Here is a 23938-nt window from a genome sequence, read left to right on the forward strand (position 1 = left end):
CTCGGTCTGCCTCGGGCACGGCTTCAGACCGCTTCGACCGCCGGCCCGCAGACCGTGGCGCGCTACACGGGGTCGCGGTCGTGCTGTACGAGGACGACGGCGCGAGCCGGGCCGTCGTCGGCCCATTCGACACGTCTATCGAAGCGGCTGCCCACGGCGCGCTGACGGGCGCGTCTACCCATGATCGGGTGGGATGTTCGGAGTCAGAGCGAGGAAACGAAATTACTCAAGCCCGGACCAGAAGATCCGCATGACGTCGGTCACCTACGCGTAGGGCACGCCGAAGCGGCATCCGACCCGCGCCGACTCGTGCTCCCACCAGCCCGGACGGCCTGCCTGCCACCAGCCTCTGGCGGACCGTGGCGGATGAATGACCCCATAGGCCCAATCATCTGACACACAYCGACAGCAGTACGGCGAAGTGTGTTGGTTCAGGCTGTCTATGGACACGCCRAAATGCCACGATCCCGCTTCGGAACCAGGGCGCGGTCRAGGGCACTCCAGATTGCCCGCGGCGCGACCCAGGCAGTCACACCAGCCGGCCACAACGAGCCGTCAGCGACCACCTCAGCCGCGTTCTCCCAGTCACACCCCATACACCACGTCCGTCAGACTCCGCCCTCTGGGATCGTCAAGGCGTTCGTAAAGCAATTGGGTTCTCGCGTGCCAGAGCGAGGAAACCTAATTACCCAGTTCCCTCATCGGATCCGGTCATGGCTTGTGGGGCGGATTCCGGCTTTCCGCCCGCCACAGCCCATGGATGGATGAGCGGGCAGCGCGCAGCGCCACCCAGGCCGCCTCCGTCCCGCGTCGCGTCAGGCACCMGCGGGATCCCGGGCGTCGCGTCAGACGTCAGGGGCGCCAAACGGCGCTGGTCGTGACTCTGACGTCGGACAGGACGAGCACCCAGCCGCCCGAGCGCCCGAGCGGCACCCCGACCGAGCCCGGGCCGGGCTCCAAGCGGGGTTGACTCCGCGATCGCCAGGACGTTCCCAGGGTAATTGCGTTCTTGCGTGCCAGAGCGAGGAAACGAAATTACTCCGGTCGTTGCCTGGTCGGGTCCTTGGCCGAGCACATCTGAACTGGTTCGGAGATCCGCGGCGCTCATCTGCTGGTGGTGTGTGGGCCGGTCGCGGAACGGGGGCCAGCCGGCTTGGGCGCCTCGGGCTTGGCGAGGACGACCAACCGGTCGGCAATCGCCTCGAGATCGGCCTTGCCCTGTGCCGTGTCCATCACGAGGTCGAAGGCTGCGTCGTCAGTCATTTCCACGACCAACCCGTTGAGGTCGAGGAAGACGGCCGCCGCGAGCCAGGCGAGCCGCTTGTTTCCGTCGATCAGCGCGTGGTTGCGGACCAGCGACTGGAGCAGCGCGGCGGCCTTGAGCGTGATCGTCGGGTAGGCATCCCGTCCGAAGGCACTCGATCGGGGCCGGGCCGCGCCTGCGTCGAGCAGGCCCACATCGCGCACCGGACCCACGCCAAGAGTGCGGGTGAGCGCCAATAGGTCATCGAGATCCAGGTAAATCGCCGGGCTTCGCGTCACTCGCCCGCTCCGTCGTCCGCTTGCGCGGGCACGGTGCGGCCTCCCCCTGGGTGAGGCCGCCGTTCGCATGGTCCTGCGCCCACGAACGCTGTCACACCGTGCCAAGACGGTGCAGCACGTCGCCCCAACGTTCGATCATCCGGTTGGCGCTGTCCTGAACCTGGACGGCGTGGCCAGTGCGTTCGTACCGCTCCAGCACGGCCCGTCGGATGATCTCCTGGCGGGATGTCCCCTCGGCGGCGGCCAGCGCGGTGAGGGCGCGCTCAAGTTCGTCGTCTGTTCGCACGGTCAGCGCCATGGCCGACATGCTACCAATCTGATACCATGATCGACACTTGGCGTGATCGTGTGCCCGCCGCGCGGGCACGGCCGCGCCGAGACCGAGCTGGAAGCGAGGACCGCTCCGACGCCGCGCAGGCCGTTCGACGTTGCTTCCGGGCTGGCGGCCGAGCGGCCCGCTCATCTTGTCCCCGCACGCTCCAGCGGGATCCTCGGAGTCAGAGCGAGGAACCCTAATTACTCAGGTCTCGCATCGGATCTGGTCATGGGTTGTGGGGCGGATCCCGGCTTCCCGCCCGCCACAGCCCATGGGTGGATGGACGTGCGCAGCGGAGCGGCGGCCCGGGCGCCCGGGAAATCCCGGGCGTCGCGTCAGACGTCAGGGGCGCCAAACGGCGCTGGTCGTGACTCTGACGTCGGACARGACGAGCACCCAGCCGCCCGAGCGCCCGGGCGGCGCCCCGACCGGGCCCGGGCCGGGCTCCAGGCGGGGTTGACTCCGCGATCGCCAAGACAATCCCAGGGCGATTGCGTTCTTGCGTGCCAGGACGCCGAAAATCCCACCGGATCGAGAAATCCGACGAGGTCCGAGCCCGCGCACCGCCCTAGCACTCGCCCGCTGGTGACTTCGGGTAACTCTTGAGCCCGGGCGCCCGAGACGAGGCGACGACGTGGCGGCCTACCCGCCGGCGCTCCTGGCGCCTCGCCCGGCCGGCCGTCCTGGATCACCGCGACAGCCGGCGCAGCGAGAGCAGACCATCGGGGTCGAGATCGAACCCGGCGCCGAACCGGCGGCTGATCCGGTCGAGCGTCGCGTGCAGCCACGCGGTGTCCTCGGCGAGTGCGCGGCCCAGCCGCATGCGCCACGTCCGCAGCGGCACCACCCGCAGGCCGGCCAGCCGGCCGGTGTCCGCCTCGACCGAGACCAGATAGGCGGGCCGCAGGTCGTCCCGGAAACTCTCGTAGCCGGTGATGCCCTCGTAGTCGTCGACGAAGTCCCCGCAGCCATAGAGGATCAGCCGATCCCGGTACACCTCGACCGGGCGCGGATGGTGCGACGAGTGCCCGTGCACGAGGTCGACGCCGCCGTCGACCAGCCGGTGCGCGAACCGGATCTGGTCGTCGTCGATGCCATACCCCCAGTTGTCCCCCCAGTGGATCGACGCGACGACCACGTCCCCTGGCTGCTTGTTCCGCCGCGCGCGGGCGGCGATCTCGTCGGCCGCCGCGTCCGACAGTTCCGGGACGACGTCGACGCCCGGCCGGTCGTCGACCGCGGCCCACGTCCGCGGGATGCCACTGGACGGGACACCGAACGCGAGAACCAGCAGACGCAGCCCGCCCTCGACGGGGACGATCGCCGGCTGGCGCGCCTCGTCCGCGCTCCGCCCGGCGCCCGCTGTCCTCAGCCCCGCGGCGGCCAGCGTGTCGAGCGTCTCGATGAGCCCGCGCCGCCCGAAGTCCAGCACATGATTGTTCGCCAGCACGCACACGTCGGGCCGGGCCGCGGCCAGGCAGGGAAGGTTGTCCGGATTCATCCGGTAGTGCACAGCTTTCCCCGGAGCAAAATCGTCGGATCGTGTAACGCTCGTCTCCAGGTTCACCACCCGGACATCGGGCGCGGCGCTCTCCAACGCGTCCAGCGCGTCTCCCCAGGGCCAGGAGAAGCCAACCGGATACCCGATCCGCCCGTTCACCGCCTCGGCCAGGTCGACGTAGGCCAGAGCATCCCGGCTGAACCCCTCGTGCAACGCCGGGTCGCCCGGATGCGGCAGGATCTGGTCGACTCCTCGCCCCAGCATCACGTCGCCGCACAGGAACACGGTCAGGACACCCGGATCCATCGCGTGCATCACGTCCCCCAGCCCGCGCCGTTCTCCTCCGGCGTTCCCGGCGTGCTCCGCCCGAACACACCGGCGGCGATGCTCGCCAGCCGACTCGCTTCGGCCCTCGACAGCCGCGGATCTCCCAGCCACGCCCGGCGCCGGAGCCGTGTCCCCGGCGCCGGGTGACGGCCTGAAAGCTCAGCGTCCCCGGCGCCGGCCGCCGGGGACGTCGGGATGCTTGGCTGTCAGTCGTCGATCAGTCGTCGACGAGCTCGACGAGGGTGGCGTTGGCGGTGCCACCGCCTTCGCACATGGTCTGCAGGCCGTAACGCAGGCCGTTGTCACGCAGGTGGTGGACGAGGCGGGTCATCAGGATCGCGCCGGAGGCGCCGAGCGGGTGGCCGACGGCGATCGCGCCGCCGAGCGGGTTCATCCGCTTCGGGTCGGCGCCGGTCTCGGCGAGCCAGGCCAGTGGCACGGAGGCGAACGCCTCGTTGACCTCGAACGCGTCGATGTCGTCGATCGTCAGGCCGGCCCTGGCCAGCAGCTTCCGGGTGGCCGGGATCGGCCCGGTCAGGACCATCACCGGGTCAGCGCCGACGACGGTGCCGGCGACATAGCGGGCGATCGGTGCGAGGCCCAGCTCGCGCGCCTTCTCCGGTGTGGTGATCAGAATCGCGGCGGCACCGTCGGAGATCTGCGACGAGCTGCCGGCGTGGTGCAGGCCGTCCGCGCCCGCCACCGCCTTGAGCGCGGCCAGCGTGTCGGCGGTGGTGCCACGTCGCAGGCCCTGGTCGACGCCGACCGGGCCGGCCTCGGTCGGCACGGTCACGATCTGGGCGTCGAAGGCGCCCGCGTCGATCGCGGCGGCGGCCCGCTCGTGGCTCTGCGCCGAGAACTCGTCGAGCTGGCGGCGGTCGAGCCCCCACCTGCGGGCGATCAGCTCGGCGCCGGTGAGCTGGTTGAAGTCGGAGCCGTCGTAGCGGTTACGGGCCGTGGCGCCGTAGGGCTCACCGCTCTGGCGGGAGGCGCCCAGCGGGATGCGGCTCATGCTCTCGATGCCGCCGGCGACGACGACTTCCTGCTGGCCGGACATCACGGCCATCGCGGCGTAGTCGATCGCCTGCTGGCTCGACCCGCAGGCCCGGTTGATCGTGACGGCGGGCACGGACTCCGGCCAGCCGGCGGCGAGCACGGCGAACCGGCCGACGTTGCTGGACTGGTCGCCGAGCTGCCCGACGCAGCCCCAGTGGACGTCGTCGACCACGGCCGGGTCGATCCCCGTCCGGGCGACCAGCTCCCGCAGGACGAGCGCGGACAGGTCCACCGGGTGCACCCCGGCGAGCGCCCCGTTCCGCTTGCCGATCGGCGTGCGCACCGCCTCGACGATCACCGCTTCCGGCACTGCCGTACCCCTTCCCGACGCTCACATCCCACGGCCCGGCACCACCGACCGAAATTCGCTTCTCGCCAGACGATAGGACGGTTTCCACTACCAGGCCGGCACATGTGCCGCACAGAACGTCGTACGCCGGCCACCCACGAGGCAACCAATGGCTTGCGCGAAGCCCGCTGGCGGCTCCCCGTCGAAGCCCGTCGGTGGTTCCTCGCAAAGCCCCACCGGGCGCGGGCTACGGTCAGGGCGTGCGCCTTGGGGTCTCTCCGTACGGCTCGGACCGCGACGAGACCGTCGCGTTCACGGACACGGCGGTCGCCGGCGGGCTCGACACCCTCTGGCTCGGCGACGGGATGTTCCGCCGGCCGGACTTCTCCGGCTGGCGGGGCGGCCTGGAGTCGATGGTCGAGCTCGCCTGGTTCGCCGGCCGGCACCCGGGCACGCGGATCGGGATCACGGCCGCCGTGCTGCCGGTGCGGGACATGGACTGGCTGACGCGCCAGGCGGCCACCCTCGACCAGCTCACCGCGGGCCGGTTCGTGCTCGCGGTCGCCGCCGGCTTCTGGGACGACGAGCTGGTCCACCGGGGCGTGGCGCCGGCCGAGCGCGGCCGTCGCTTCCGCGCCTGCCTGGACCAGCTGCGCGCCGGCCTGACCGGGGACGTCCTCTCGCCCGAGCCGTTCACGCCCGGTGGGCCACCGATCTGGCTCGCCGGCGCCGACGCGACGATGCGCCTGGCCGCCCGTCTCGGCCTGCCCTACCAGGCATCACGGGCGTTGCCGGACGACCTTGCCCCCCTCGCCGCCCGCTGGCGCGACCTCGGCGGTGGCCTGCTCGCCCACCGCATCTACGTCGAGGCCGGCACGGCCGTGCCCGACGGCGTCCAGGTCGCCCGCCACGTCCTCGCCGGCTCGGCCGGCCAGCTCCTCGACGGCCTGTCCCGCTACCGCGAGCTGGGCGTGGGCGACCTGTCGATGGTCCTCGGCCACGACGACGTCACCGCCCGCCGCACTCTCGACGTCCTGCTCGCCGACGTCCTCCCGGGCCTCCGGTAGCGGCCGGAGAGCTCGCCGCGCCGCCCACCAGGCCTGACGGGTAGTCAGGACGGGACGCGATCATCGGCGGGCACTCGACCGTGGTGCACGCAGGCAGGTAATGCGCGCAGGCAGGTAATAGGCGCGTCCACGTTGGCCTTCCGGCTGACCCCGGTGTTCACGGGCCGAGGTGACGCCCATTGACATCTAACATACTAGTCCCCTATACCTGACACCGCATCAGGAACAGGTCCGGGTCAGGTTGGGGGCGCCGGTGGACTTCGTCAACGACGTGGTGTGGCCGGGGCTGGTGTCCGGCTCCCTGTTCGCGCTGGTCGCGCTCGGGATCAACATGGTCGAGCGGGTCACGAAGGTGGTCAACTTCGCGCATGCGCAGCTGATCTACTGGGCGCCGCTGGCCACCCTCCTGCTGGCCCGTCAGTTCCACCTGCCGGTGGCGCTCGCGTTCGTGCTGGCGACGGTGGGCGTCGTCGCGGCGTCGCTCGTCGAGGAACGCGTCGCGATCCGGCCGTTCCTGCGGCGCGGGGCGGCGCTGCCGTGGATCCTGTCGACGCTCGCCGTCGGCACGCTGTTGGAGCGGGCGGCGCACTACCAGTTCTCCGGTGAGCCGCAGGCGTTCACCTACAACTTCGGCCAGGGGCCGGTCGACCTGTTCGGCATCCGCACCACCGGCGCCGAGATCGCGATCATCGTCGTCGCGCTGGTGCTCGTCGGCGTCGTGTCGCTGCTGTGGCGGATGACGCTGCTCGGCCGGCGGTTGCACGCGGTCGCCGAGGACCTCGACGGCGCGACCTCGGTCGGCATCTCGGCGGCCCGCGCCTCGCAGCTGGTCATGGCCGGCTCCGCGCTCGTCGCCGCCGTCACCGGCTTCGTCGCCGCGCCGTCGCTGCAGGTGGGCCCGTCGCTGGGGCTGACCCTGCTGTTCAACGGGTTCGTCGCCGCCGCGATCGGCGGGATCGGCAGCCTGCACGGCAGCCTGGTCGGCGGCCTGGTGCTCGGCTTCCTGCTGCAGTACGCGAACGCCAACTTCGGCACCCTCGCCCTGAACTCGGTCCTGTTCGGCACGCTCCTGGTCGTCTACCTGGTGCGCCCGCAGGGCCTGTTCGGCGATCGCGCGCTGCGGAGCGTGTGATGACGACGGCGAGGCGCGCGACCGCGCGGCTGTTACCCGCCGGCCGGGCCGCCGCCGGCCGGGCCGCGGTCGGGAAGGCCTGGACGGCGGCGGTGCCCGCCGGCAGCGCCCAGGCCCGGGTGCTCGGCACCGGGTGGTCCGTCGTCGCCCGGCCCTACGTCCACGTCGTCCTGCTGGCCGGCCTCGCCGTCCTGCTGGCAGGATCCTTCGGCTACGGCAGCTATCGCGGCGTCATCGTGCTCACCCTGGTGATGTACGCGACGGCCGCCCTCGGGCTCGACATCCCGGTCGGGTACTCCGGCGTGCTGTCGATCGGGCATGGTGCCTCGTTCGCCGTCGGCATGTACGCGGCGGCGGTCACGTCCGGAAGCCATGCCCTGCCGGTCTGGCTCGCGCTGCCGATCGCCTTCGGGGTCGGCGCCGCGATCGGGCTGCTCATGGCGATCCCCGCCGGCCGGCTCGGCGGCCTGGGGCTCGCCGTCGTCTCCCTCGGCTTCACCATCGTGCTCGCCGACGTCGTCCGCGGCTGGGACTCGCTGTCCGGCGGGAACAACGGCATCCCCAACATCGTGGCCCGCTGGGGCTTCGAGAAGGCCGACGGGCTGCTCGACGACGCCGAGCTGCTCTACGTCGCCGTCATCGCCTTCGTGCTGGCATATCTCGCCCACTGGTACTTCCGGTCGGCCACCGCCGGTCGGTCGGCCGTGGCCGCCAAGTGCGACCCGATCGGCGCCGGCGCGCTCGGCATCTCCGTCTACCGGACGCGGCTGCTGACGTTCACCCTGGGCTCCGGCATCGGCGCGGTCGCCGGCGGGATCAACGGCTACGTCGTCAGCTACGTGAGCCCGGCGAGCATCACCGTCGACCTGTCCTTCCTGTTCCTGGTCATGGTGGTGCTCGGCGGCGCCGGCAGCCGGATCGGCGCGGTGCTCGGCGCGGTGGTCATCGGTGGCCTGCCGATCTGGCTGGCCAAGTACCCCACCCTCAATGTCGTCCTCTACGCGGCGCTGCTGCTCGGCGTCGTCCTTTTCCGCCCGGCCGGCGTCGTCGCCCGGCGCGCCGTCGCCGTCCGGCTCCCCCGGCCCCCCGCCGAGCCGACGCGGCCGGCGCAGACGGAGGCCGCGGACGCGGCGGCCCCCGACCAGGCCCCGGTCCAGACCCCGGATGGGGGCACAGGCGAGGGTGCTGGCGAACAGCCGGTGCTGCGCTGCGAAGAGGTCACCAAGCGGTTCGGTGGACTGGTCGCGCTCGACGCGGTGACGCTGTCGGCGAAGGCCGGCGAGGTGATCGCGATCGTCGGGCCGAACGGGTCGGGCAAGACCACCCTGCTCAACGTGCTCTCGGGCATCTACCCGCTCGACGGCGGCGCCCTGGCGGTGGCGGGCGCGCGCGTCGACCGCCGCGGCCGCCGCGCGCTCGCCGCGCACGCGGTCGCCCGCACCTTCCAGACGCCGAAGGTGTTCGGCGACCTGTCCGTCGCCGAGCACCTGCATCTGGCCGCCCGCCGGCCGGTGCGGCACCGCGACGCCGCCGAGCGCGCCGCGTTCGAGCGGATCGCGTTCGCGCTGCTGGACGCCACCGATCTCCCGCTGGACCGCGTCAGCGGCGCCGCCGACCTCAGCCACGGGCAGCTGCGCTTCCTGGAGATCGCCATCGCCGTCAGCCGCGCGCCCCGGCTGCTGCTGCTCGACGAGCCGGCGACCGGCCTCGGCCCGAGCGAGATCGCGCTGCTGACCGACACGGTCCGGGCCGTCGCGGCGCTCGGCTGCGCGGTCCTGCTCGTCGAGCACCACCTGGAGCTGGTGCACGCCGTCGCCGGCCGCGTCGTCGTCCTGCACCTCGGCGAGTTGCTCTGGTCCGGTCCACCCGACCGGCTCGGCGACTCGGACGAGGTCCGCGACGCCTACCTGGGGGTGGGCGTATGAGCACCGCCGAGCGCCCAGACCGCCCAGACAGCGCCGGCGCCGTGGCCGAGGTCGCGCCGCCGCTGCGGGTGGCGAACCTGCGGGTCGACTACCGCGGTGTCGTCGCCGTCGACGGAGTCAGCCTGGACGTCGCCGAGGGGCGCTGCGTCGCGGTCATCGGGGCCAACGGAGCCGGCAAGACGTCGCTGCTGCGCGCCGTCGGCGGCTTCATCCCCGCGGGCTCCGGCTCGCGGATCCAGCTCGCCGGAGCCGACGTCGCCAGGCTGCCCGCGCATCGCAGGGTGCGCGCCGGCCTCGGCAGCGTGCTGGAGAACAGGCACCTGTTCGGGCACATGACCGTGCGCGACAACCTCGGCCTCGGCGCCGCCGCCGCGCCGGGCCGAAGCGGCGCCGGCCTGCGCCGGGCCCTCGAGCTGCTGCCGGAGCTCGAGGGCCTGCTGGACCGCAGGGCGGCGACCCTGTCCGGCGGCCAGCAGCAGTTCGTCGCCATCGGCCGGGCGCTGGCGGCCGAGCCGCGGGTGCTGCTGCTCGACGAGCCGACGAACGGGCTCGCGCCCCGGCTGGTCGAACGCGTCGTCGACATCGTCAGGGCGCTCGGCGCCACCGGGACGGCGCTGCTCCTCGTCGAGCAGCGCCTGGAGGTCGCCACCGCCATCACCACCGAGATCCATGTGCTCGCGCACGGCCGGGTCGTCCACGCGACCGGCGGCGACGTCTCCGACCTCGCCGAGATCGCCCACCGCGCCTACCTGGCCTGACCGCGCCCCGCGCGGGCCTGCCCACCCCCGGCGTCAGCGGAACACGAGGAAACCCGCGAAAGCGACGAGGAAGAAAAGGAAGAGGAACTGACATGCGATTAGGACAGCAACACCCAAGAAGGTCTCGCGTCGCCGTGCTGGCGGTGCCGCTGCTGCTCGCCGCGACGGCGCTGGCGGCCTGCGGCGGCGGCGATGACGACGACGGCACCGCCCCGGCGGCGTCGGCCGGCGGGACGCTGGCGCCGCAGACCGTCACCATCGGCCTGATCACGGCGCAGACGGGCCCGGCCGCGCCGGCGTACAAGCCGCTGGAGGACGCGGCGAAGGCGGCGATCGGCTACCTCAACGACGGCAAGGCGAAGGCGTCGGGCATCACCTACAAGCTGGAGATCCGCGACAGCGGCGCCGACCCGAACCGGGCCACCATCCTCGCCCGCGAGCTGATCAGCGGCGGCTCGAAGGTGATCATCGGCGACATCGCCTCGTCGCCCGGTTTCATCGCCGAGCAGACCACGTTCAACAAGGAGAAGGTCATCGGCTTCACCTCGACGCCCGCCGACGCGATCTGGAAGGACGCCGGCGCCGAGGGCTCCTACCCGTGGGCGTTCGGCATCAGCGGCAACGACACGATGTTCGTGACGCCCGAGTACCAGGCCGCCGCCGCGGGCAGCGCGAGCGGCAAGATCGCCCAGATCTACCTCGACCAGGGCTCGGTTCCCGGCTGGGCGAAGATCGCCAACGGCCTGGCCGAGAAGGATGGCAAGACCCTGACCACCAAGGCGTTCGCCGCGACCGCCACCGACGTCAAGGCCCAGCTGCGCGACCTGCAGGCCAGCGGCGCCGACACGCTGCTGGTCTGGGCCTACGGCGCCCCGCTGCAGCTGGTGCTGAGCAACCTCGACCAGGTCGGCTGGTACCCGAAGATCGTGACGCAGCCGGACGCGGCGCGCGCCAGCCTCCAGCAGGCCGTGCCGGCCAAGGTGATGGACAACGTCATCGCCGGCCCGATCACGGCGACGTTCGTGTCCAAGGACGGCGCGGCGCCCACCGGTGTCGTCGCCGACTACCTGGCGGCGATGACGAAGGTCACCGGCCGCGGGCCGGGCCAGTACGGCCAGAGCGACATCAGCGGGGCGTACACCTTCGACATGTTCCTCGCCTATGACGCCGCGGTCGCGAAGGCCGGCTCGACGGACTCGGCGAAGGTCCGCACGGCACTGGAGTCGGGAATGCAGGTCGAGGGCGTGATGGGCGTGCACACCTGGAGCCCGAGTGAGCGCAGTGGCCTCGAGTCGACCTCGTTCGCGGTCTTCGACCCGACCGAGTCCTGCGGCAAGGGCACCTGCGTCGCCGTCAAGTAACCCCGCCGCCGGCGCCGGATCCCCCTTGTCGCCTGCGCGGTTGCTTGCGCGCAGCGGGCCGGCGCCGGCGGTCCGCCCTCCCCCACTACCATCATCGAGCTGTGACCGATCGCATACGGACCGGCCGCATGGGCTCTGATCCCGCGCCGACACCCCCCGCCAGGACGCACCGGCACCGGCCCTCGCCGGCCGGCCGCCCGGCTGTCGTGCTGCCCAATCCTCCGGAGCGTCCCCGGGTGCCGACGGCCGTCGAGACCGCGTCGGACTACATCCGGGCGCTCATCTTCCGGGGGGTGCTGCGCGGCGGCGACCGGATCCCGATCGACCAGATCGCCAAGACGCTCGGCATCAGCCGTCAGCCCATCCGCGAGGCGCTGATCACTATGATCAACGACGACCTGGTGGTCGCCGAGCCGAAACGGGGGACGTTCGTCGCCACCTTCGGCCCGGAGGCGATCCTCGAACACTTCGACCTGTTCGGCGCCCTCGTCTCGCGTTCGATCGCCCGGCTGGTCGCCACCGCGGACGACGCCCTGATCGCCCAACTCCGCCAGATGCATGCGAAGGTCGACGCGCTCGCCGCGGCGGGCGACGTCGCGCGGGCGAACCAGGCGATGCTGGAGTTCCAGCGGTTCGTCTATCACCGCGCGGCGACGCCGCGGCTGTCGATGCTGGTGCGCTCGATGCAGCGGTTCGTTCCCGGTGAGGTCTACCTCGACACGGTCCCCACCGGCCTCGAGATCTCCCACCGCTTCCGCGTCACGCTCCTCGACGCGATCGAGCGCCGCGACCCCGAGGCCGGCGCCCGCGCCATCACCGACCAGATGGCGTCCGCCGGCCGCCGCTTCTGCGAGGAGCTGCGCAGCCGTGGCGTCTTCGCGCCATCGCCGGCCGCGCCACCGGCGGACAGCGACGATGCCTAACGGTCAGCGGATCGCCCGACAGCCTCCTCGTAGGCGGCGACCGCGGTCGGCAGGGTCGGGAAGATCAGGTCGGTGCCGATTCGGCCGGCCACGCCGTGCGCGACGAGGGCGTCGAGCAGCTCCTGCTTGACGCGGGCGAGCGCGACGACGATGCCGCGGCCGGTGAGTTCGACGCGCAGGTCCTCCAGCGCGTCCAGCCCGGTGATGTCGACCTCGGTGTTCGCCTCCATGTTGAGGACGAACCATTCGACGGGGCCTTGCCGTGTCATCGCATCGACGGCGGCGAGCGCGCGGCGGCGGAAGTTCTGCGCGTTGGCGAAGAAGATCGGCGAGTCGTAGCGGTACACGACGAGGCCCGCGATGAGCTCGGCGTCCGGGTAGTCGTCGATGTCGTGCATGCCGTCCACCTCGGGTACCCGCGCGAGGATGGCGTCGTGCGGGCGGGCCACCCGCGCCAGCAGGTCGGCCAGTGAGAGGGCGACGGCGATCAGGATGCCGTAGAGGATGTTGAACGCGAGCACGCCGGCGAGCGCGGCGAGCGCGAGCAGCAGCTCGCTGCGCCGGAACCGGGCCAGGCGCCGGAAGCCGGCCACGTCCACCAGCTGGACCGCGGCGTAGATGACGATCGCGCCGAGCACGGCCGTCGGGAAGGTGGCCAGCGCCGGGCGCAGGAACAGCAGCACACCCACCACGGCGCCGACGGCGACCAGCGAGTGCAGCTGGCTGCGGCTGCCGGCCGCCGCGCCCAGGGCGGTGCGGCTGCCGCTGCTGCTCACCGGGAACCCGGACAGGAGCCCGGTACCGAGGTTGGCCGCGCCGAGTCCCAGCAGCTCGCCGTTCGCGTCGATCTCACCGTGGCCGGCGCGGCTGGCGAACGCCCGGGCGGTCAGCATGTTGTCGGTGTAGCCGACGAACAGCACCCCGAAGGCGGGGATCACCAGCCTGGCCAGGTCCGCCGCGGCCGGCGGCGTCGGGCGGGGCAGGCCGCCGGGAACGTCACCGACCACCGCGATTCCATGCGCGTCCAGGTCGAAGACCGCGACGGCGACGGTCGCCAGCACGACGGCCAGCAGCGGCGCAGGCCCGCCGGGCCAGCGCCATCGGAGCAGGAACAGGAACACCAGCGCGGTCACGGCGAGCACGACGGTGCCCATCTGCGCTGCTCCGACGTGGCGTGCGAACGAGGCAAGCTCGCCGTACATGTTCGCCCCGGTGACGGGAACGCCGGTCGTCTTGCCGAGCTGACCGACGATCATGATGACGGCGACGCCAGCCAGGTAGCCGACCAGGATCGGCTGGGAGAGCAGGTCGGCGACGAACCCGAGCCGCGCCACCCGGGCCGCGAGCGCCAGCAACCCGACGACGAGGGCGAGCTCGGCGGCGAGCGCCGCGTACCGCGCAGGGTCCCCCGCGGCCAGCGGGCCGACGGCGGCGGCCGTCATGAGCGCCGTCGTCGACTCCGGGCCGACGGACAGCTGCCGCGACGACCCGAACACCGCGTAGAGCGCCAGTGCCGGCAGCGCCGCCCAGAGCCCGGCCACCGGGGTCAGGCCCGCGACCCCCGCATAGGCCATCACCTGCGGCACCAGGTAGGCCGCCACCGTCACTCCGGCGAGCACGTCGCCACGCAGCCACCCGCGCCGGTATCCGCGCACCCACCCGACCATCGGCACCCACCCGAGTGCCCGAACCACCCACCCCACCCGGGCCACCGCGCTCCTCGTCACCGTGGCGACCATGCTCGCCGTCCGCATCGGCCTCCGCGGGCGCGATCGGCGAGCATTGTCGCGCCTGGCCGCCCCGTCGCGCCCGGCTCGTTCGCCGCGTCGGTACCCACAGGTCCCGTGCGCGCGGGACGTCCGCACCGCGATCCACCCAGCCCGATGGCGCACAGTCAACAGACAGTGCCGGTGCTCGACGGACGGGAGAAGCGGTGTCATGAGCAGCTGGGCGATAGACCATGCGGGTATGCGGGTGTTGTCCGACGAGGACTGCGCGACGTTGCTGGGCAGCCGGCAGGTCGGGCGGGTGGCGTTCCTGCTGGATGGCGAGGTGGAGATCTTCCCCGTGGCCTTCGTGCTCGACGGCTCGGCGGTCGCGTTCCGCTCCACGATCGGCACGAAGCTCGCCGCCACGCTCGACCACGCCACCGTCGCCTTCGAGGTCGACCGGTTCGAGCCGGCTTCGCGCGCGGGCTGGAGCGTCGTCGTCAAGGGCACCTGCGAGGAGGTTCACGACGAGGCGGCCCAGGCCCGGCTGGACTCGATCGGGTTCCGCACCTGGATCGAGCGGCCGGAGACCGAGAGCCAGTTCCGCTGGGTGCGCATCCGCCCGTACTCCATCACCGGCCGGGCATTGCCGCCCCACCCGGCCTGAAGGTGCCGCTGGAAACCACCCACCTCCCAGCCAGTGAGGCGGACAGGAAAACCCGTCCGACGCGCCGCGACTTCTGATACCTGCCTATTTTCCCGCGGGCGCGCCATGATATCGGCAACGTCCGTACTCGCCCGGCGAGGGGAGGCCACGGTGACCAGAGCCGAACCAACCATCACCGTTTCGTTCGATGCCAGGCTGCTGGACGACGGAGGTAGGTTCCCCGCCGAACTGGGCTACCGGCCCGTCGATCCGTTCGCCGTCGTCATCCGCTTTGACGTCGGCAGCGGGCCGCGGGTCGAATGGGTTTTCGCCCGTGAGTTGCTCGAGGACGGCCTGCGCCGACCCGCCGGCATCGCGGACGTGCGGATAGCCCCGATCACCCATGCCGGCGAGCCCGTCGTCGAACTGTGGCTGACGAGCCCCGGCGGCCACGCCCGGATCGGCCTGCCGCGCTGGGCGGTACGCACCTTCCTGCGTCGCGTCGCCACCTCGGTGCCGTCGGGCACCGAGTCGGGCCACATCGACTGGGACCTGGAGCTCTCCCTCCTTTCCGAGGGTGGTCTCACCGGCGACGGACCCAGCATGACCAGCTGAGCAGGCGCGTTCATCGGTAAGGGGAGGCGCGCGTTCCCCGGCGCGCGCTGCCGCGTCGGCCCAGGGCCGTTTCAGTGAACGAGGGCTTTGGTGGCGGCGGTGAGAGCGGCGAGGCCGGCCTTTGCGTCGGCGAAGAGCACGCCGGTCTTCGGGTCGGTGTAGAGCTCGTTGTCGATACCGGTGTAGCCGGGTCCTAGCGAGCGTTTGACGACGACGACGCTGCGGGCCTTGTCGACATCGAGGATCGGCATGCCGGAAACAGGGTTGCCCTGGCGGCGGGCGGCCGGGTTCGTCACGTCGTTCGCGCCCACGACCAGGGCGACGTCCGCACGGGCGAGTTCGGCGTTCGCCTCGGCCAGCTCCAGCATCAACCGGTACGGGACGCGCGCCTCGGCGAGCAGCACGTTCATGTGCCCCGGCAGCCGACCGGCGACCGGATGGATCGCGTAGTGGACGTCGACCCCGAGCGAGGCGAGCAGCTCGGCGAGCTCGACGACCTCGTGCTGCGCCCGCGCCGCGGCGAGGCCGTAGCCCGGCACGATGACGACCCGAGCGGCATAGGCGAGCTGCAGCGCGACGTCGTCGGCCGCCGCCGCTCGCACCCACGCGGAACTGTCCCCGCCGCCGGTCCGGGAGGCGCCGCGCGTCGCAGGAGTGCCGCCGCCGTCGCCTGTCCCGAGCCCGCCGAGGACGATCGCGATGACCGAGCGGTTCATCGCCTCGGCCGTCAGTACGGTGAGGATCGCGCCGGACGCCCCGACCAGCGCGCCCGCGATGATCAGAATGTTCGTGTCGAGCACGAAGCCCGCCATCGCGACGGCGATGCCGGTGCAGGCGCCCAGCAGCGAGATGACGACCGGCATGTCGGCGCCGCCGATCGGCAGGACCGTCAGCACGCCGAAGGCCAGCGCCGCCACCGCCGCCGCCGTCAGCGCCGACGCTCCGCCGCGGCCGGCGACGACCGCCACGGCGCCGCCGACGGCCACTGCCGCCATCGCCGCGGCGAGCACCCGGCTCCCCCGGAAGGTCACCGGAGCGCCCAGGGCCGGTCCCCGCAGCTTGCCGGCCGCGACCAGTGAGCCGGAGAACGTCACGGCGCCGATGACCACGTCCAGCCCGGTGGCAACCGTCGTTCGCGTGGAGGCGTCGGCAAGTTCGGCCGCGCCGCCTAGGCGGACGACATTGGCGAACGCGACCAGTACCGCCGCCCCGCCGCCGACCGCGTTGAACAGGCTCACCAGCTGCGGCATCGCCGTCATCGGCACCGACCGGGCCGCAAAGAGGCCAGCTCCCCCGCCGACGAGCAGCCCGGCGACCAGCACCGCGAGGCCGGTCACGGTGATCAGGTGGTCGCGGGCGAGCAGCCCCGCCGCCGTGGCCACCGCGAGGATCATGCCGGCGGCGGACAGCTGGTTGCCGCGACGCGCCCGCGCCGGCGAGTTCAGCAGGCGCAGTCCCAGCACGAAGCACACCGCCGCGGCGACGAACAGCAGGTGGACCGCCGCGTCTGAGCCGCTCATGACCGCTTGTCGCCGCTCATGACCGCCCGGGTGCCCTCACGGCCGGCCCGTTCGGGATCCGCGCGCCTCGCGCGGGCCCCGCTCTCCGTCGGCCGCGTCGCCGGCGTCCTTGCCGCCAGCGCCCTCTCCGCCAGCGCCCTTGCCGCCGAGGTCCCCGGCGCGAACCGTGGGACGGCGGCGGAACATCTCCAGCATCCGGTCGGTGACGACGTAACCACCGACGACGTTGGCCGCGGCGAACGCGGCGGCGACGAAGACCAGCACGTAGCCGAGCGGAGAGTCCGCCCCGGCGGCGACGATCATCACACCGATGATCACGATGCCGTGGATCGCGTTCGCACCCGACATCAGCGGGGTGTGCAGCGTCGACGGAACCTTGCCGACGACCTCGAACCCGACCAGCAGGCTCAGCACCAGCACCGTCAGCCCGTTGACCAGCTCAGCGCTCATGACGCACACCCCAACTCGGCGCCGTGGAATTCCCCGATGCCGCCGCCCGCGCCGTCGTGGCGCTCGCCGTCGTGGCGCTCGCCGTCGTGGCGCTCGCCGTCGTGGCGCTCGCCGTCGTGGCGCTCGCCGTCGGCGAGCAGTGCCGCGGTCGCGGGCTGGACGACGCTGCCGGCGTGGGTGATGACGACGCCGGCCTGGATCTCGTCCGTCAGGTCGACGGCAAGCGCGCCGTCGCTGACCAGGAGGCCGAGCAGCGCGGCGACGTTGCGGGCGTACGCCGTCGACGCGGCCGACGGGATGGTGGCCGGCAGGTTGCCGGCACCGATGACGGTGACGCCGCCCGCCGTCACGATGGTCTCGTCCGGCGCGGAGATCTCGACGTTGCCGCCGCGCGGACCCGCGGCCAGGTCGACGACCACCGAACCGGGGCGCATCGCATGGACGGCCTGTTCGGTGACCAGCAACGGCGGGCGACGTCCGGGTAGCTGAGCGGTCGTGATCACGACATCGTGTCGGGCGACCACCGCGGCGATGGCTTCCCGCTGCGCGGCCTGCTCGCCGGCGGTCAGCGCCCGCGCATGGCCGCCCCGCTCGGCGCCGCCCATCACCACGCCGCCCACGCCGCCCGGCCCGCCCAGCCCGTCGTCGCTGGCCGCGGCGAGGTCGAGGAAGGCGGCGCCCAGCGACTCGACCTCGCCGCGCGCCGCCGGGCGGATGTCATAGGCGCGCACGACCGCGCCGAGGCGGTGCGCGGTCCCGATCGCGGCAAGCCCCGCGACGCCGGCACCGAGCACCAGGACCTCGGCGGGGCAGGCGGTGCCGGCGGCCGTCATGAGCAGCGGGAAGTAGCGCGGGCTGGCATCCGCGGCGACCAGGACCGCCTTGTAGCCGGCGACGTTCGCCTGCGACATCAACGCGTCCATCGCCTGCGCGCGGCCGAGCGTGCGCGGCAGACCGTCGAGGCTGACCGCCGTCACGCCGCATTCGGCGAGCCTCGCCATCGTCCGCGGCCGCAGCAAGGGCGCGAGCAGGCCGACGAGGACCTGGCCGCGGCGCAGGGCCGCGAGCGTGTCCGGCCCTGGGAGCGCCACGCCCAGCACGACGTCGGCCCATTCCAGCAGCCACTGCCGCGTCCCCAGCACCGCGCCCGCGTCCGCGTACGCCCCGTCGGAGAACCAGGCGTCCCGGCCGGCACCGTTCTCGACGAGCACCCCGACCCCGAGTGCCTTCAGCCGCCCGACCACGTCGGGCACCATCGCGACCCGCCGCTCCCCCGGCTCGGTCTCCTTCAACACCCCCACGATCGGCGCCCGAACTCGCCCCCGGTGCCGGCGCCCAGCCTCGCCGGCCCGCGCGGTGCCGCCTTGCTCACGCGGGGCTCGGGGCGCGGTCGCCTCGGATAATCGCGGGTTCGCGTCTGCCTCCGAGGCCGAAGGCCGCGTGGCCTGGCGCTCGTCGCGCGGCCTGGGGCCGGGCACGGCCCTCATCGCGACCAGCTCCTCTCGGATGACCGGTGACTGGCGGTACGGCTGGCACCGGACCGTGGGAACCGGCGTCCGCCCGAAAGGCATCGTCCCGCACCGCGGCCGCCGGCGAAACAGCCTGGGGCCGACCACGCCTCGCCAATCTCGGCCCTGTTCAGGCCCGTTCGGTCAGGCGCATCTCGAAGGGGCCGGCTCAGGCCGCGGTCGGATCGGTGCGAGGCCCGCACCCGCGACAGGCAGGCGGGAGCACCGGACCCGCCGGTTGGCACGCGGCAGTGGACCGATCGGCGTGGCGAGAGGAGCGGTTCGGCCCCCCGCGACGAGAGACGGGCGGGGAACACTGGAAATGGCACCACGATCTGGACGATCCGCCGCCTGGGCGGCGGACGCGCACGGTGCCTGGTACGTGGGGACGTGGGGACGATGCGCCGACCCATGAGGATCCTGCTGGTGGCCGTGCTTGCTCTGGTTCCTGGGCTTGTCGCCTGCGGGAGCGAGGCGGCCGGGCCGCCCACGTCCGCGGCGCCGAGCGCCACGCAGACCGTGCCCGTCACCCCGACGAGCCCGACGAGCCCGACGAGCCCGACGACGGTCACGCCGACCAGCCCGACGACGGTTCCGACGCGGCCGTCTTCTCCGAGCACACCCCCGACGACGGCGCCGGCGACACCGCCGAGCCAGGTGCTGCGCGTCTCCGCCTGGTCGAGTGAGCCGCTGAGCGTCCAGCATCCGACGGTGCCGGTCGCCCGGCTGGTCGAGGTGCGTTCCGCCCACCACACGGAGGGCGCGATGGCCTACGACCGGCTGGTCTTCGAGTTCACCGGCTCGGTGCCGGGCTACAGCGTCCGGTACGTCACCGAGGTCGTCTCCCCTGGCCAGGGCGCGGTCGTCCCCCTGCGTGGTCAGGCCTTCGTCGAGGTGGTGTTCTACCCGGCGGCCGCGCACAACGACAACGGAGTGTCCACGCTGCGCACCAGCGGCAGTGGCGGCGGGCTGCCGGCCCTCGTCCAGTACCGGATGTCCGGGGACTACGAGGGCTACGTGCACTACGGCCTCGGCGTCGACGACCGGGTGGCCATCCGCGTGATGGAGCTCGCGAACCCGTACCGGGTCGCCGTGGACATCGCTTCCTAACCACCGCGAGCGGGGCCCGCTATACCCACAGGGGTATCTTGGAAGCAAGGTCCGGGGGCCGGGCCAGTGGCCCGGCCCCCGGCGCATGCCCGGTGCGGCAAGAAGCGGAGGTCGTTGGAATGCAGGCCGACGAGGCGGCGGTGGCCGACGTGATCAAGCGGCTGCGACGAGCCGAGGGGCAGATCAGGGGCATCATCGGCATGATCGAGGACAGGCGGGACTGCGCAGAAGTGATCACCCAGCTCGCCGCCGTGTCCCGCGCCCTCGACCGCACCGGCTTCAAGATCATATCCACGAACCTGCGGCAGTGCCTGGCTGCCCGCGAGAACGGCGAGCAGGCCGAAATCACCGAGGACGAGCTGGAGAAGCTCTTCCTCTCGCTCGCCTGACGAACCCGCGCTTCCCGCCTGACGAACCCGCCGCCGGGTGCGGCCGACATCTGCGCCCACCCCACCCGGCGCGCCAGGTCAGTGCGCGAACGTCACCCGGGGCAGGACGCGACGCAGCCAGACCGGGCTGTACCAGGCCGCGCGGCCGAAGACCCGCAGCAGCACCGGCAGCAGAACGAGGCGCACCAGCGCCGCGTCGAGCAGCACCGCGACACCGAGGGTGAAGCCCATCTCCTTGGGCGGCAGCGGCCCGGACAGCGCGAACGTGAAGAACACCGCCACCATCATCGCCGCGGCCGCGAAGATCACCCGGCCGGAGTGCGCCAACCCACCGACCATGGCCTCCCGCGGGTCGCCTGAGCGCTCCCAGTGCTCCTTGGCCGACGCCAGCAGGAAGACGGTGTAGTCCATCGAGATCGCAAAGATCATCGCGAAGAAGAAGATCGGACCCCAGGCGTCCATGAAGCCCTGCGAGGTGAAGCCGAGCAGCGAGGCGCCGTGCCCGTCGGCGAACACCAGCCGGGCCACCCCGAAGGCAGCGCCCGTCGCCAGCAGGTTCGTGGCCACGCCGAGCGCGGCGGCCAGCGGCGCGGCCAGCACCACCAACAGCAGCAGGAAGCCCATCGCCAGCACCACGCCCAGCACCAGGCCGGTGCGGCCGGACAGCGCCGTGTGCAGGTCGATGTTCTCCGCCGCGGCTCCCCCGACCAGCGCCGCCGGCGGCAGCGCGGCCCGCAGGCGGTCCAGGGTGCCCGCGAGCGCCGGGTCGGACGGGCCGACCCGCGGGGTCGCCTCGATGAGCACGTCCCCGCCGTCCGCCGAGGTGAGCGCGGGCCCGGCCGCCGCGATGCCCGGGTCGTGCGCGAGCACGACCGCGACCTGGTCGGCCTCCCCCGCGGGCGCCAGGACCTGGAGCGCGCCTGGGGCGCCCGGCCCGAACGCGGCCTGGACCTGCTCGTAGCCGACCCGGGAGGAGTCACCGGCCGGCACCACGGTGATCGACGGCATGCCGGTGCGCAGGCCGAGCACCGGCACCGCGAGCGCCACCAGCACGACGGCGGCGAGCAGGCCGTAGCGGGCCGGCCGGCTCCACAGCCGCTCGCCCCAGGCCGTGAAGCGGGCCGAGCGGTGCTCGCCACCATGCACCCAGCGCAGCGCCAGCGCGTCCACCCGGTCGCCGAGCCAGGCCAGCACCGCGGGGAGCAGGGTCAGCGTCGCGGCGAGGACGAAGACGACTGACAGCATGATTCCCGCGGCCACCGACCGGAAGGCGGGCGAGGGCACCAGCATCACCGCCGACAGGCTCGCGAGCACGGTGAGCCCGGAGAAGGCGACGGCCTTGCCGGCCGTGTCCATCGTCTCCGCGACCGCGGCCACGGGGTCGGCGCCGCGGCCGAAGCGCGCGGCGCGGAACCGGACGACCATGAACAGCGCGTAGTCGATGCCCAGGGCGAGCGCGAACATCATCGCGAAGTTCATCGCCCAGATCGACATGTCGAACACCGAGCCGAGCACGGTGAGGCTGCCGGCGGCGGCGACCAGACCGGCCAGAGTGAGCAGCAGCGGCAGACCGGCGGCGACCAGCGAGCCGAACGCGACCACCAGGATCACCATGGTCACCGGCCAGCTGAAGATCTCGGAGTGCACCATCGCGGCCAGGTTCGCCTGGTTGAAGTCCGACCACATCCCGGACGCGCCGGTCAGCGAGACCGTCACCCCCGGCCCGTCGAGGCCGCGCAGCCTGTCCTTCAGGTCGTCCGCCGCCCGGACCATGTCGCTCGTCCCAGCCGCCGCGCCGCCGAGCAGGACGGCGGTGTGCCCGTCCGGCGCGACGCGCGCCGGCATGACCTGGGAGACCCGCTCATCGGCCTCGAGCAGGTCGGTGGCGGCGGCGAGCGCCCGCTGCCCATCCGGCCCGGCGACCGGTCCAGTGGTGTGCACGACGACCATGAGCGCCGCGCTGTTCGCCCCGGCGAACTCGGCGCCGGCGGCCTCGCGGACCGCCACCGACTCCGATCCGTTCGCCTGCCAGCCCGCGCCGGACAGGGTCTTCTCGACCCTCGGCGCGAACACCCCGAGCGCGACGACCACGACCAGCCAGGCGATGACCGTGACCCGCCGGTGCCGCGCCGCCCACGTGCCGAGCCGGCCCAGCGGCCCAGGACCGGCGGGCCGGGCGGGTCCGCCATCCGGCCCTCGCGCGCCGACATCGGCCTCGGCAGGCGGCCGGTCACCACCGGCAAGGCCCGGGCCCTGCCCCATCAGTCGCACCTGCGCCATCACTGACCTCCCAGTTCCGATTCCATCGCGCGAGGCTGGATACCCCACCGGGTACGGTACCCAATACCCCCGGGGGTACCAGACCGGTGACCGGAACCGGACAGCGGCGCACAGGCCGCCGACGAGAACCCCGGTCGAGTCCGGGTCCCGCCATGGGCGTCTCTCGGCGCGGGGCACCCGCCCGCGACCTCAGCAGGACGTCGATGGTCCGCCGCCCGTCGCGGGCGTCGAGCCCGTCCGGGCGGCCGTGACCTGGGCGTTTCCGGCTGGTAACCGGGGAGGTCGGCTCGGCTCCTACGGTGGGCGGGCGGCTGGCCGAGGGCCGACGACGGCTCGGCCGGTCGTCGCCCACCGGGCGGACCAGGCGGACAGCGAGGCGTTGACGGTGTGGGAGGCGAGCACGCGATGGATTACCCCGAGTACCTGCGGTCGGTGCCGAAGGTCGAGCTGCACTGCCACTTCGAGGGCACGGTGCGGGCGGCGACGTTCGCCGACCTGGCCCGCAGGCACGACGTCGCGCTGCCTACGGACGAGGTGGCCCGGCTCTACGACTACGACACCATCTACGAGTTCCTGAAGATCTTCGGGATGGTGTCCTCGACGCTGATCGACCGCGCGGACTTCGCCCGCTGCGCCTACGAGTCGCTCGAGGACGGCGTGAAGCTAGGCAACCTGCGCTACCGGGAGATGTTCTTCAACCCGACGCTGCACACCCGGCGCGGTGTTCCGATGGCGACCGTCATCGGCGGCCTGGTCGACGGCATCCGGGCGGCCGAGACCGATCTCGGGGTGCRCTGCCGGCTCATCGCCGACGTCTACCGGCAGGACCCGCCCGAGATGGCCAGGCAGATGGTCGAGGAGGTGCTGGCGAACCGGGTGGACGAGCTGATCGGGCTCGGGATGGACGGCGCCGAGGCCCCCGACCCGCCGGAGAAGTTCGCCCTGGCCTACCAGGCCGCGAAGGCCGGCGGCCTGCGGCTGACGAGCCACGCCAGCGAGGACGCCCCGCCCGTCAACATCACCACCTGCCTGGACGTGCTCGGCTGCGAGCGGATCGACCACGGCTACCACATCATGTCCGACGACACGGTCGTGCGCCGCTGCCGGGACGAGGGCATCTACTTCACCTGCTGCCCGACGTCGACCGCCGTCGTCTACGGATGGCCGGACCTGACCGCCCATCCGATCAAGGACATGGTGGCGGCCGGCCTGAACGTGATGCTCAACTCCGACGACCCGACGATGTTCCACACCGACATCGGCCGCGAGTACGTCGAGCTGTGCACCGCGCTCGGCTATGGGCAGGAAACCGTGCGCACGCTCGTCCTCAACGGCGTCGACGCCACCTGGCTCGACGACACCGACAAGACCGCGCTGCGCGCCGCCTTCACCGCCGAGCTCGACGTGCTCGACGCCCGCCTGGCCGCCGGCACCGACTGACCGGGCGCATCGCGACACCCACGGCCTACGGTTCATCCACGGCCCACGGTTCAGGGCCTACGGTTCACGCGGCC

Annotated in this window: 20 protein-coding genes; 11 read left to right on the top strand and 9 right to left on the bottom strand. The window is 72.7% G+C overall.

From position 1 onward, the window contains the following. Positions 1–1104 precede the first annotated feature (1104 nt). From BCD49_RS03875 to BCD49_RS03890, 4 genes are all read right to left on the bottom strand, one after another. Complete coding sequence (locus BCD49_RS03875; protein ID WP_007509621.1) at positions 1105–1542, bottom strand: type II toxin-antitoxin system death-on-curing family toxin; 438 nt, start codon at positions 1540–1542, stop codon at positions 1105–1107. Positions 1543–1633: 91 nt separating this feature from the next. Continuing rightward, on the bottom strand, positions 1634–1840 hold the full coding sequence (locus BCD49_RS03880) for a CopG family transcriptional regulator (protein ID WP_027140946.1): 207 nt from the start codon (positions 1838–1840) through the stop codon (positions 1634–1636). A 706-nt stretch (positions 1841–2546) separates the two neighbouring features. Beyond that, entirely contained in the window at positions 2547–3665 is a 1119-nt protein-coding gene (locus tag BCD49_RS03885; RefSeq protein WP_051467159.1) for a CapA family protein, read from the bottom strand. Positions 3666–3903: 238 nt separating this feature from the next. Further along, positions 3904–5052: a thiolase family protein gene (locus tag BCD49_RS03890; protein WP_007509615.1), complete on the bottom strand. Its 1149-nt coding sequence runs from the start codon at positions 5050–5052 to the stop codon at positions 3904–3906. A gap of 239 nt (positions 5053–5291) precedes the next feature. On the opposite strand from BCD49_RS03890, the gene BCD49_RS03895 reads away from it, so the two are divergent. The 6 genes from BCD49_RS03895 (at position 5292) to BCD49_RS03920 (ending at position 12197) form a co-directional block, all read left to right on the top strand. Next, positions 5292–6098 (top strand): LLM class flavin-dependent oxidoreductase, encoded by an 807-nt coding sequence (locus tag BCD49_RS03895; protein ID WP_007509613.1) that lies wholly within the window; start codon positions 5292–5294, stop codon positions 6096–6098. A 253-nt stretch (positions 6099–6351) separates the two neighbouring features. Further along, positions 6352–7230, top strand: coding sequence for a branched-chain amino acid ABC transporter permease (locus tag BCD49_RS03900; protein ID WP_007509611.1), 879 nt, complete (start codon positions 6352–6354; stop codon positions 7228–7230). Beyond that, the gene (locus tag BCD49_RS03905; protein ID WP_007509609.1) at positions 7230–9155 is read left to right on the top strand and encodes a branched-chain amino acid ABC transporter ATP-binding protein/permease; all 1926 of its coding nucleotides are present in this window, start codon (positions 7230–7232) and stop codon (positions 9153–9155) included. Before BCD49_RS03900 ends, BCD49_RS03905 begins: the two co-directional genes overlap by 1 nt. Next, the gene (locus BCD49_RS03910) at positions 9152–9913 is read left to right on the top strand and encodes an ABC transporter ATP-binding protein (RefSeq protein WP_007509607.1); all 762 of its coding nucleotides are present in this window, start codon (positions 9152–9154) and stop codon (positions 9911–9913) included. The genes BCD49_RS03905 and BCD49_RS03910 overlap by 4 nt, the downstream gene beginning before the upstream one ends. A 92-nt stretch (positions 9914–10005) precedes the next feature. Next, complete coding sequence (locus tag BCD49_RS03915) at positions 10006–11274, top strand: ABC transporter substrate-binding protein (RefSeq protein ID WP_007509605.1); 1269 nt, start codon at positions 10006–10008, stop codon at positions 11272–11274. Between the two features lie 128 nt (positions 11275–11402). Further along, positions 11403–12197: a GntR family transcriptional regulator gene (locus BCD49_RS03920; protein ID WP_083401232.1), complete on the top strand. Its 795-nt coding sequence runs from the start codon at positions 11403–11405 to the stop codon at positions 12195–12197. On the opposite strand, the gene sulP is transcribed toward BCD49_RS03920, so the two are convergent. After that, positions 12194–13951: a sulfate permease gene (gene sulP / locus BCD49_RS03925; RefSeq protein ID WP_007509602.1), complete on the bottom strand. Its 1758-nt coding sequence runs from the start codon at positions 13949–13951 to the stop codon at positions 12194–12196. The two genes, BCD49_RS03920 and sulP, sit on opposite strands and share 4 nt — an antisense overlap. A 184-nt stretch (positions 13952–14135) precedes the next feature. Between sulP and BCD49_RS03930 the strand changes: the two genes are divergently transcribed. Both BCD49_RS03930 and BCD49_RS03935 read left to right on the top strand, forming a co-directional pair. Continuing rightward, entirely contained in the window at positions 14136–14573 is a 438-nt protein-coding gene (locus tag BCD49_RS03930; RefSeq protein ID WP_007509600.1) for a pyridoxamine 5'-phosphate oxidase family protein, read from the top strand. 150 nt (positions 14574–14723) lie between these two features. Next, positions 14724–15167: an SsgA family sporulation/cell division regulator gene (locus BCD49_RS03935; protein WP_007509598.1), complete on the top strand. Its 444-nt coding sequence runs from the start codon at positions 14724–14726 to the stop codon at positions 15165–15167. 71 nt (positions 15168–15238) lie between these two features. Here the strand turns inward: BCD49_RS03935 and BCD49_RS03940 are convergent, their stop codons facing one another. From BCD49_RS03940 to BCD49_RS03950, 3 genes are read right to left on the bottom strand one after another with little or no spacing between them, the layout of a single operon-like run. After that, on the bottom strand, positions 15239–16687 hold the full coding sequence (locus tag BCD49_RS03940; protein WP_007509596.1) for an NAD(P)(+) transhydrogenase (Re/Si-specific) subunit beta: 1449 nt from the start codon (positions 16685–16687) through the stop codon (positions 15239–15241). 36 nt (positions 16688–16723) lie between these two features. Next, a complete protein-coding gene (locus tag BCD49_RS03945) occupies positions 16724–17137 on the bottom strand; it encodes an NAD(P) transhydrogenase subunit alpha (RefSeq protein ID WP_007509595.1) in 414 nt (137 codons plus the stop codon). Continuing rightward, entirely contained in the window at positions 17134–18624 is a 1491-nt protein-coding gene (locus BCD49_RS03950; RefSeq protein WP_083401241.1) for an NAD(P) transhydrogenase subunit alpha, read from the bottom strand. Before BCD49_RS03950 ends, BCD49_RS03945 begins: the two co-directional genes overlap by 4 nt. Before the next feature lie 420 nt (positions 18625–19044). Here BCD49_RS03950 and BCD49_RS43385 point away from each other — a divergent pair, with 420 nt between their 5' ends. Beyond that, on the top strand, positions 19045–19755 hold the full coding sequence (locus tag BCD49_RS43385) for an AMIN-like domain-containing (lipo)protein (RefSeq protein WP_007509592.1): 711 nt from the start codon (positions 19045–19047) through the stop codon (positions 19753–19755). Between the two features lie 119 nt (positions 19756–19874). Beyond that, the gene (locus BCD49_RS03960) at positions 19875–20144 is read left to right on the top strand and encodes a metal-sensitive transcriptional regulator (protein ID WP_007509590.1); all 270 of its coding nucleotides are present in this window, start codon (positions 19875–19877) and stop codon (positions 20142–20144) included. Positions 20145–20222: 78 nt separating this feature from the next. On the opposite strand, the gene BCD49_RS03965 is transcribed toward BCD49_RS03960, so the two are convergent. Further along, positions 20223–22424, bottom strand: coding sequence for an MMPL family transporter (locus BCD49_RS03965; protein WP_007509588.1), 2202 nt, complete (start codon positions 22422–22424; stop codon positions 20223–20225). 405 nt (positions 22425–22829) lie between these two features. Between BCD49_RS03965 and add the strand changes: the two genes are divergently transcribed. After that, positions 22830–23864, top strand: a complete 1035-nt coding sequence (gene add, locus BCD49_RS03970; protein ID WP_071041121.1) for an adenosine deaminase — start codon at positions 22830–22832, stop codon at positions 23862–23864. Positions 23865–23938: the final 74 nt, after the last annotated feature.

The organism is Pseudofrankia sp. EUN1h, assembly GCF_001854645.1.
GTDB lineage: Bacteria > Actinomycetota > Actinomycetes > Frankiales > Frankiaceae > Pseudofrankia > Pseudofrankia saprophytica.

Coding starts and splice junctions, on each gene's coding strand:
- BCD49_RS03880 (WP_027140946.1), bottom strand. CDS start 1,840: ATGGCGCTGACCGTGCGAACAGACGACGAACTTGAGCGCGCCCTCACC.
- BCD49_RS03915 (WP_007509605.1), top strand. CDS start 10,006: ATGCGATTAGGACAGCAACACCCAAGAAGGTCTCGCGTCGCCGTGCTG.
- BCD49_RS03885 (WP_051467159.1), bottom strand. CDS start 3,665: ATGGATCCGGGTGTCCTGACCGTGTTCCTGTGCGGCGACGTGATGCTG.
- BCD49_RS03920 (WP_083401232.1), top strand. CDS start 11,403: ATGGGCTCTGATCCCGCGCCGACACCCCCCGCCAGGACGCACCGGCAC.
- BCD49_RS03950 (WP_083401241.1), bottom strand. CDS start 18,624: ATGAGGGCCGTGCCCGGCCCCAGGCCGCGCGACGAGCGCCAGGCCACG.
- BCD49_RS43385 (WP_007509592.1), top strand. CDS start 19,045: ATGCGCCGACCCATGAGGATCCTGCTGGTGGCCGTGCTTGCTCTGGTT.
- BCD49_RS03905 (WP_007509609.1), top strand. CDS start 7,230: ATGACGACGGCGAGGCGCGCGACCGCGCGGCTGTTACCCGCCGGCCGG.
- sulP (WP_007509602.1), bottom strand. CDS start 13,951: ATGCGGACGGCGAGCATGGTCGCCACGGTGACGAGGAGCGCGGTGGCC.
- BCD49_RS03930 (WP_007509600.1), top strand. CDS start 14,136: ATGAGCAGCTGGGCGATAGACCATGCGGGTATGCGGGTGTTGTCCGAC.
- BCD49_RS03910 (WP_007509607.1), top strand. CDS start 9,152: ATGAGCACCGCCGAGCGCCCAGACCGCCCAGACAGCGCCGGCGCCGTG.
- BCD49_RS03960 (WP_007509590.1), top strand. CDS start 19,875: ATGCAGGCCGACGAGGCGGCGGTGGCCGACGTGATCAAGCGGCTGCGA.
- BCD49_RS03940 (WP_007509596.1), bottom strand. CDS start 16,687: ATGAGCGGCTCAGACGCGGCGGTCCACCTGCTGTTCGTCGCCGCGGCG.
- BCD49_RS03965 (WP_007509588.1), bottom strand. CDS start 22,424: ATGGCGCAGGTGCGACTGATGGGGCAGGGCCCGGGCCTTGCCGGTGGT.
- BCD49_RS03945 (WP_007509595.1), bottom strand. CDS start 17,137: ATGAGCGCTGAGCTGGTCAACGGGCTGACGGTGCTGGTGCTGAGCCTG.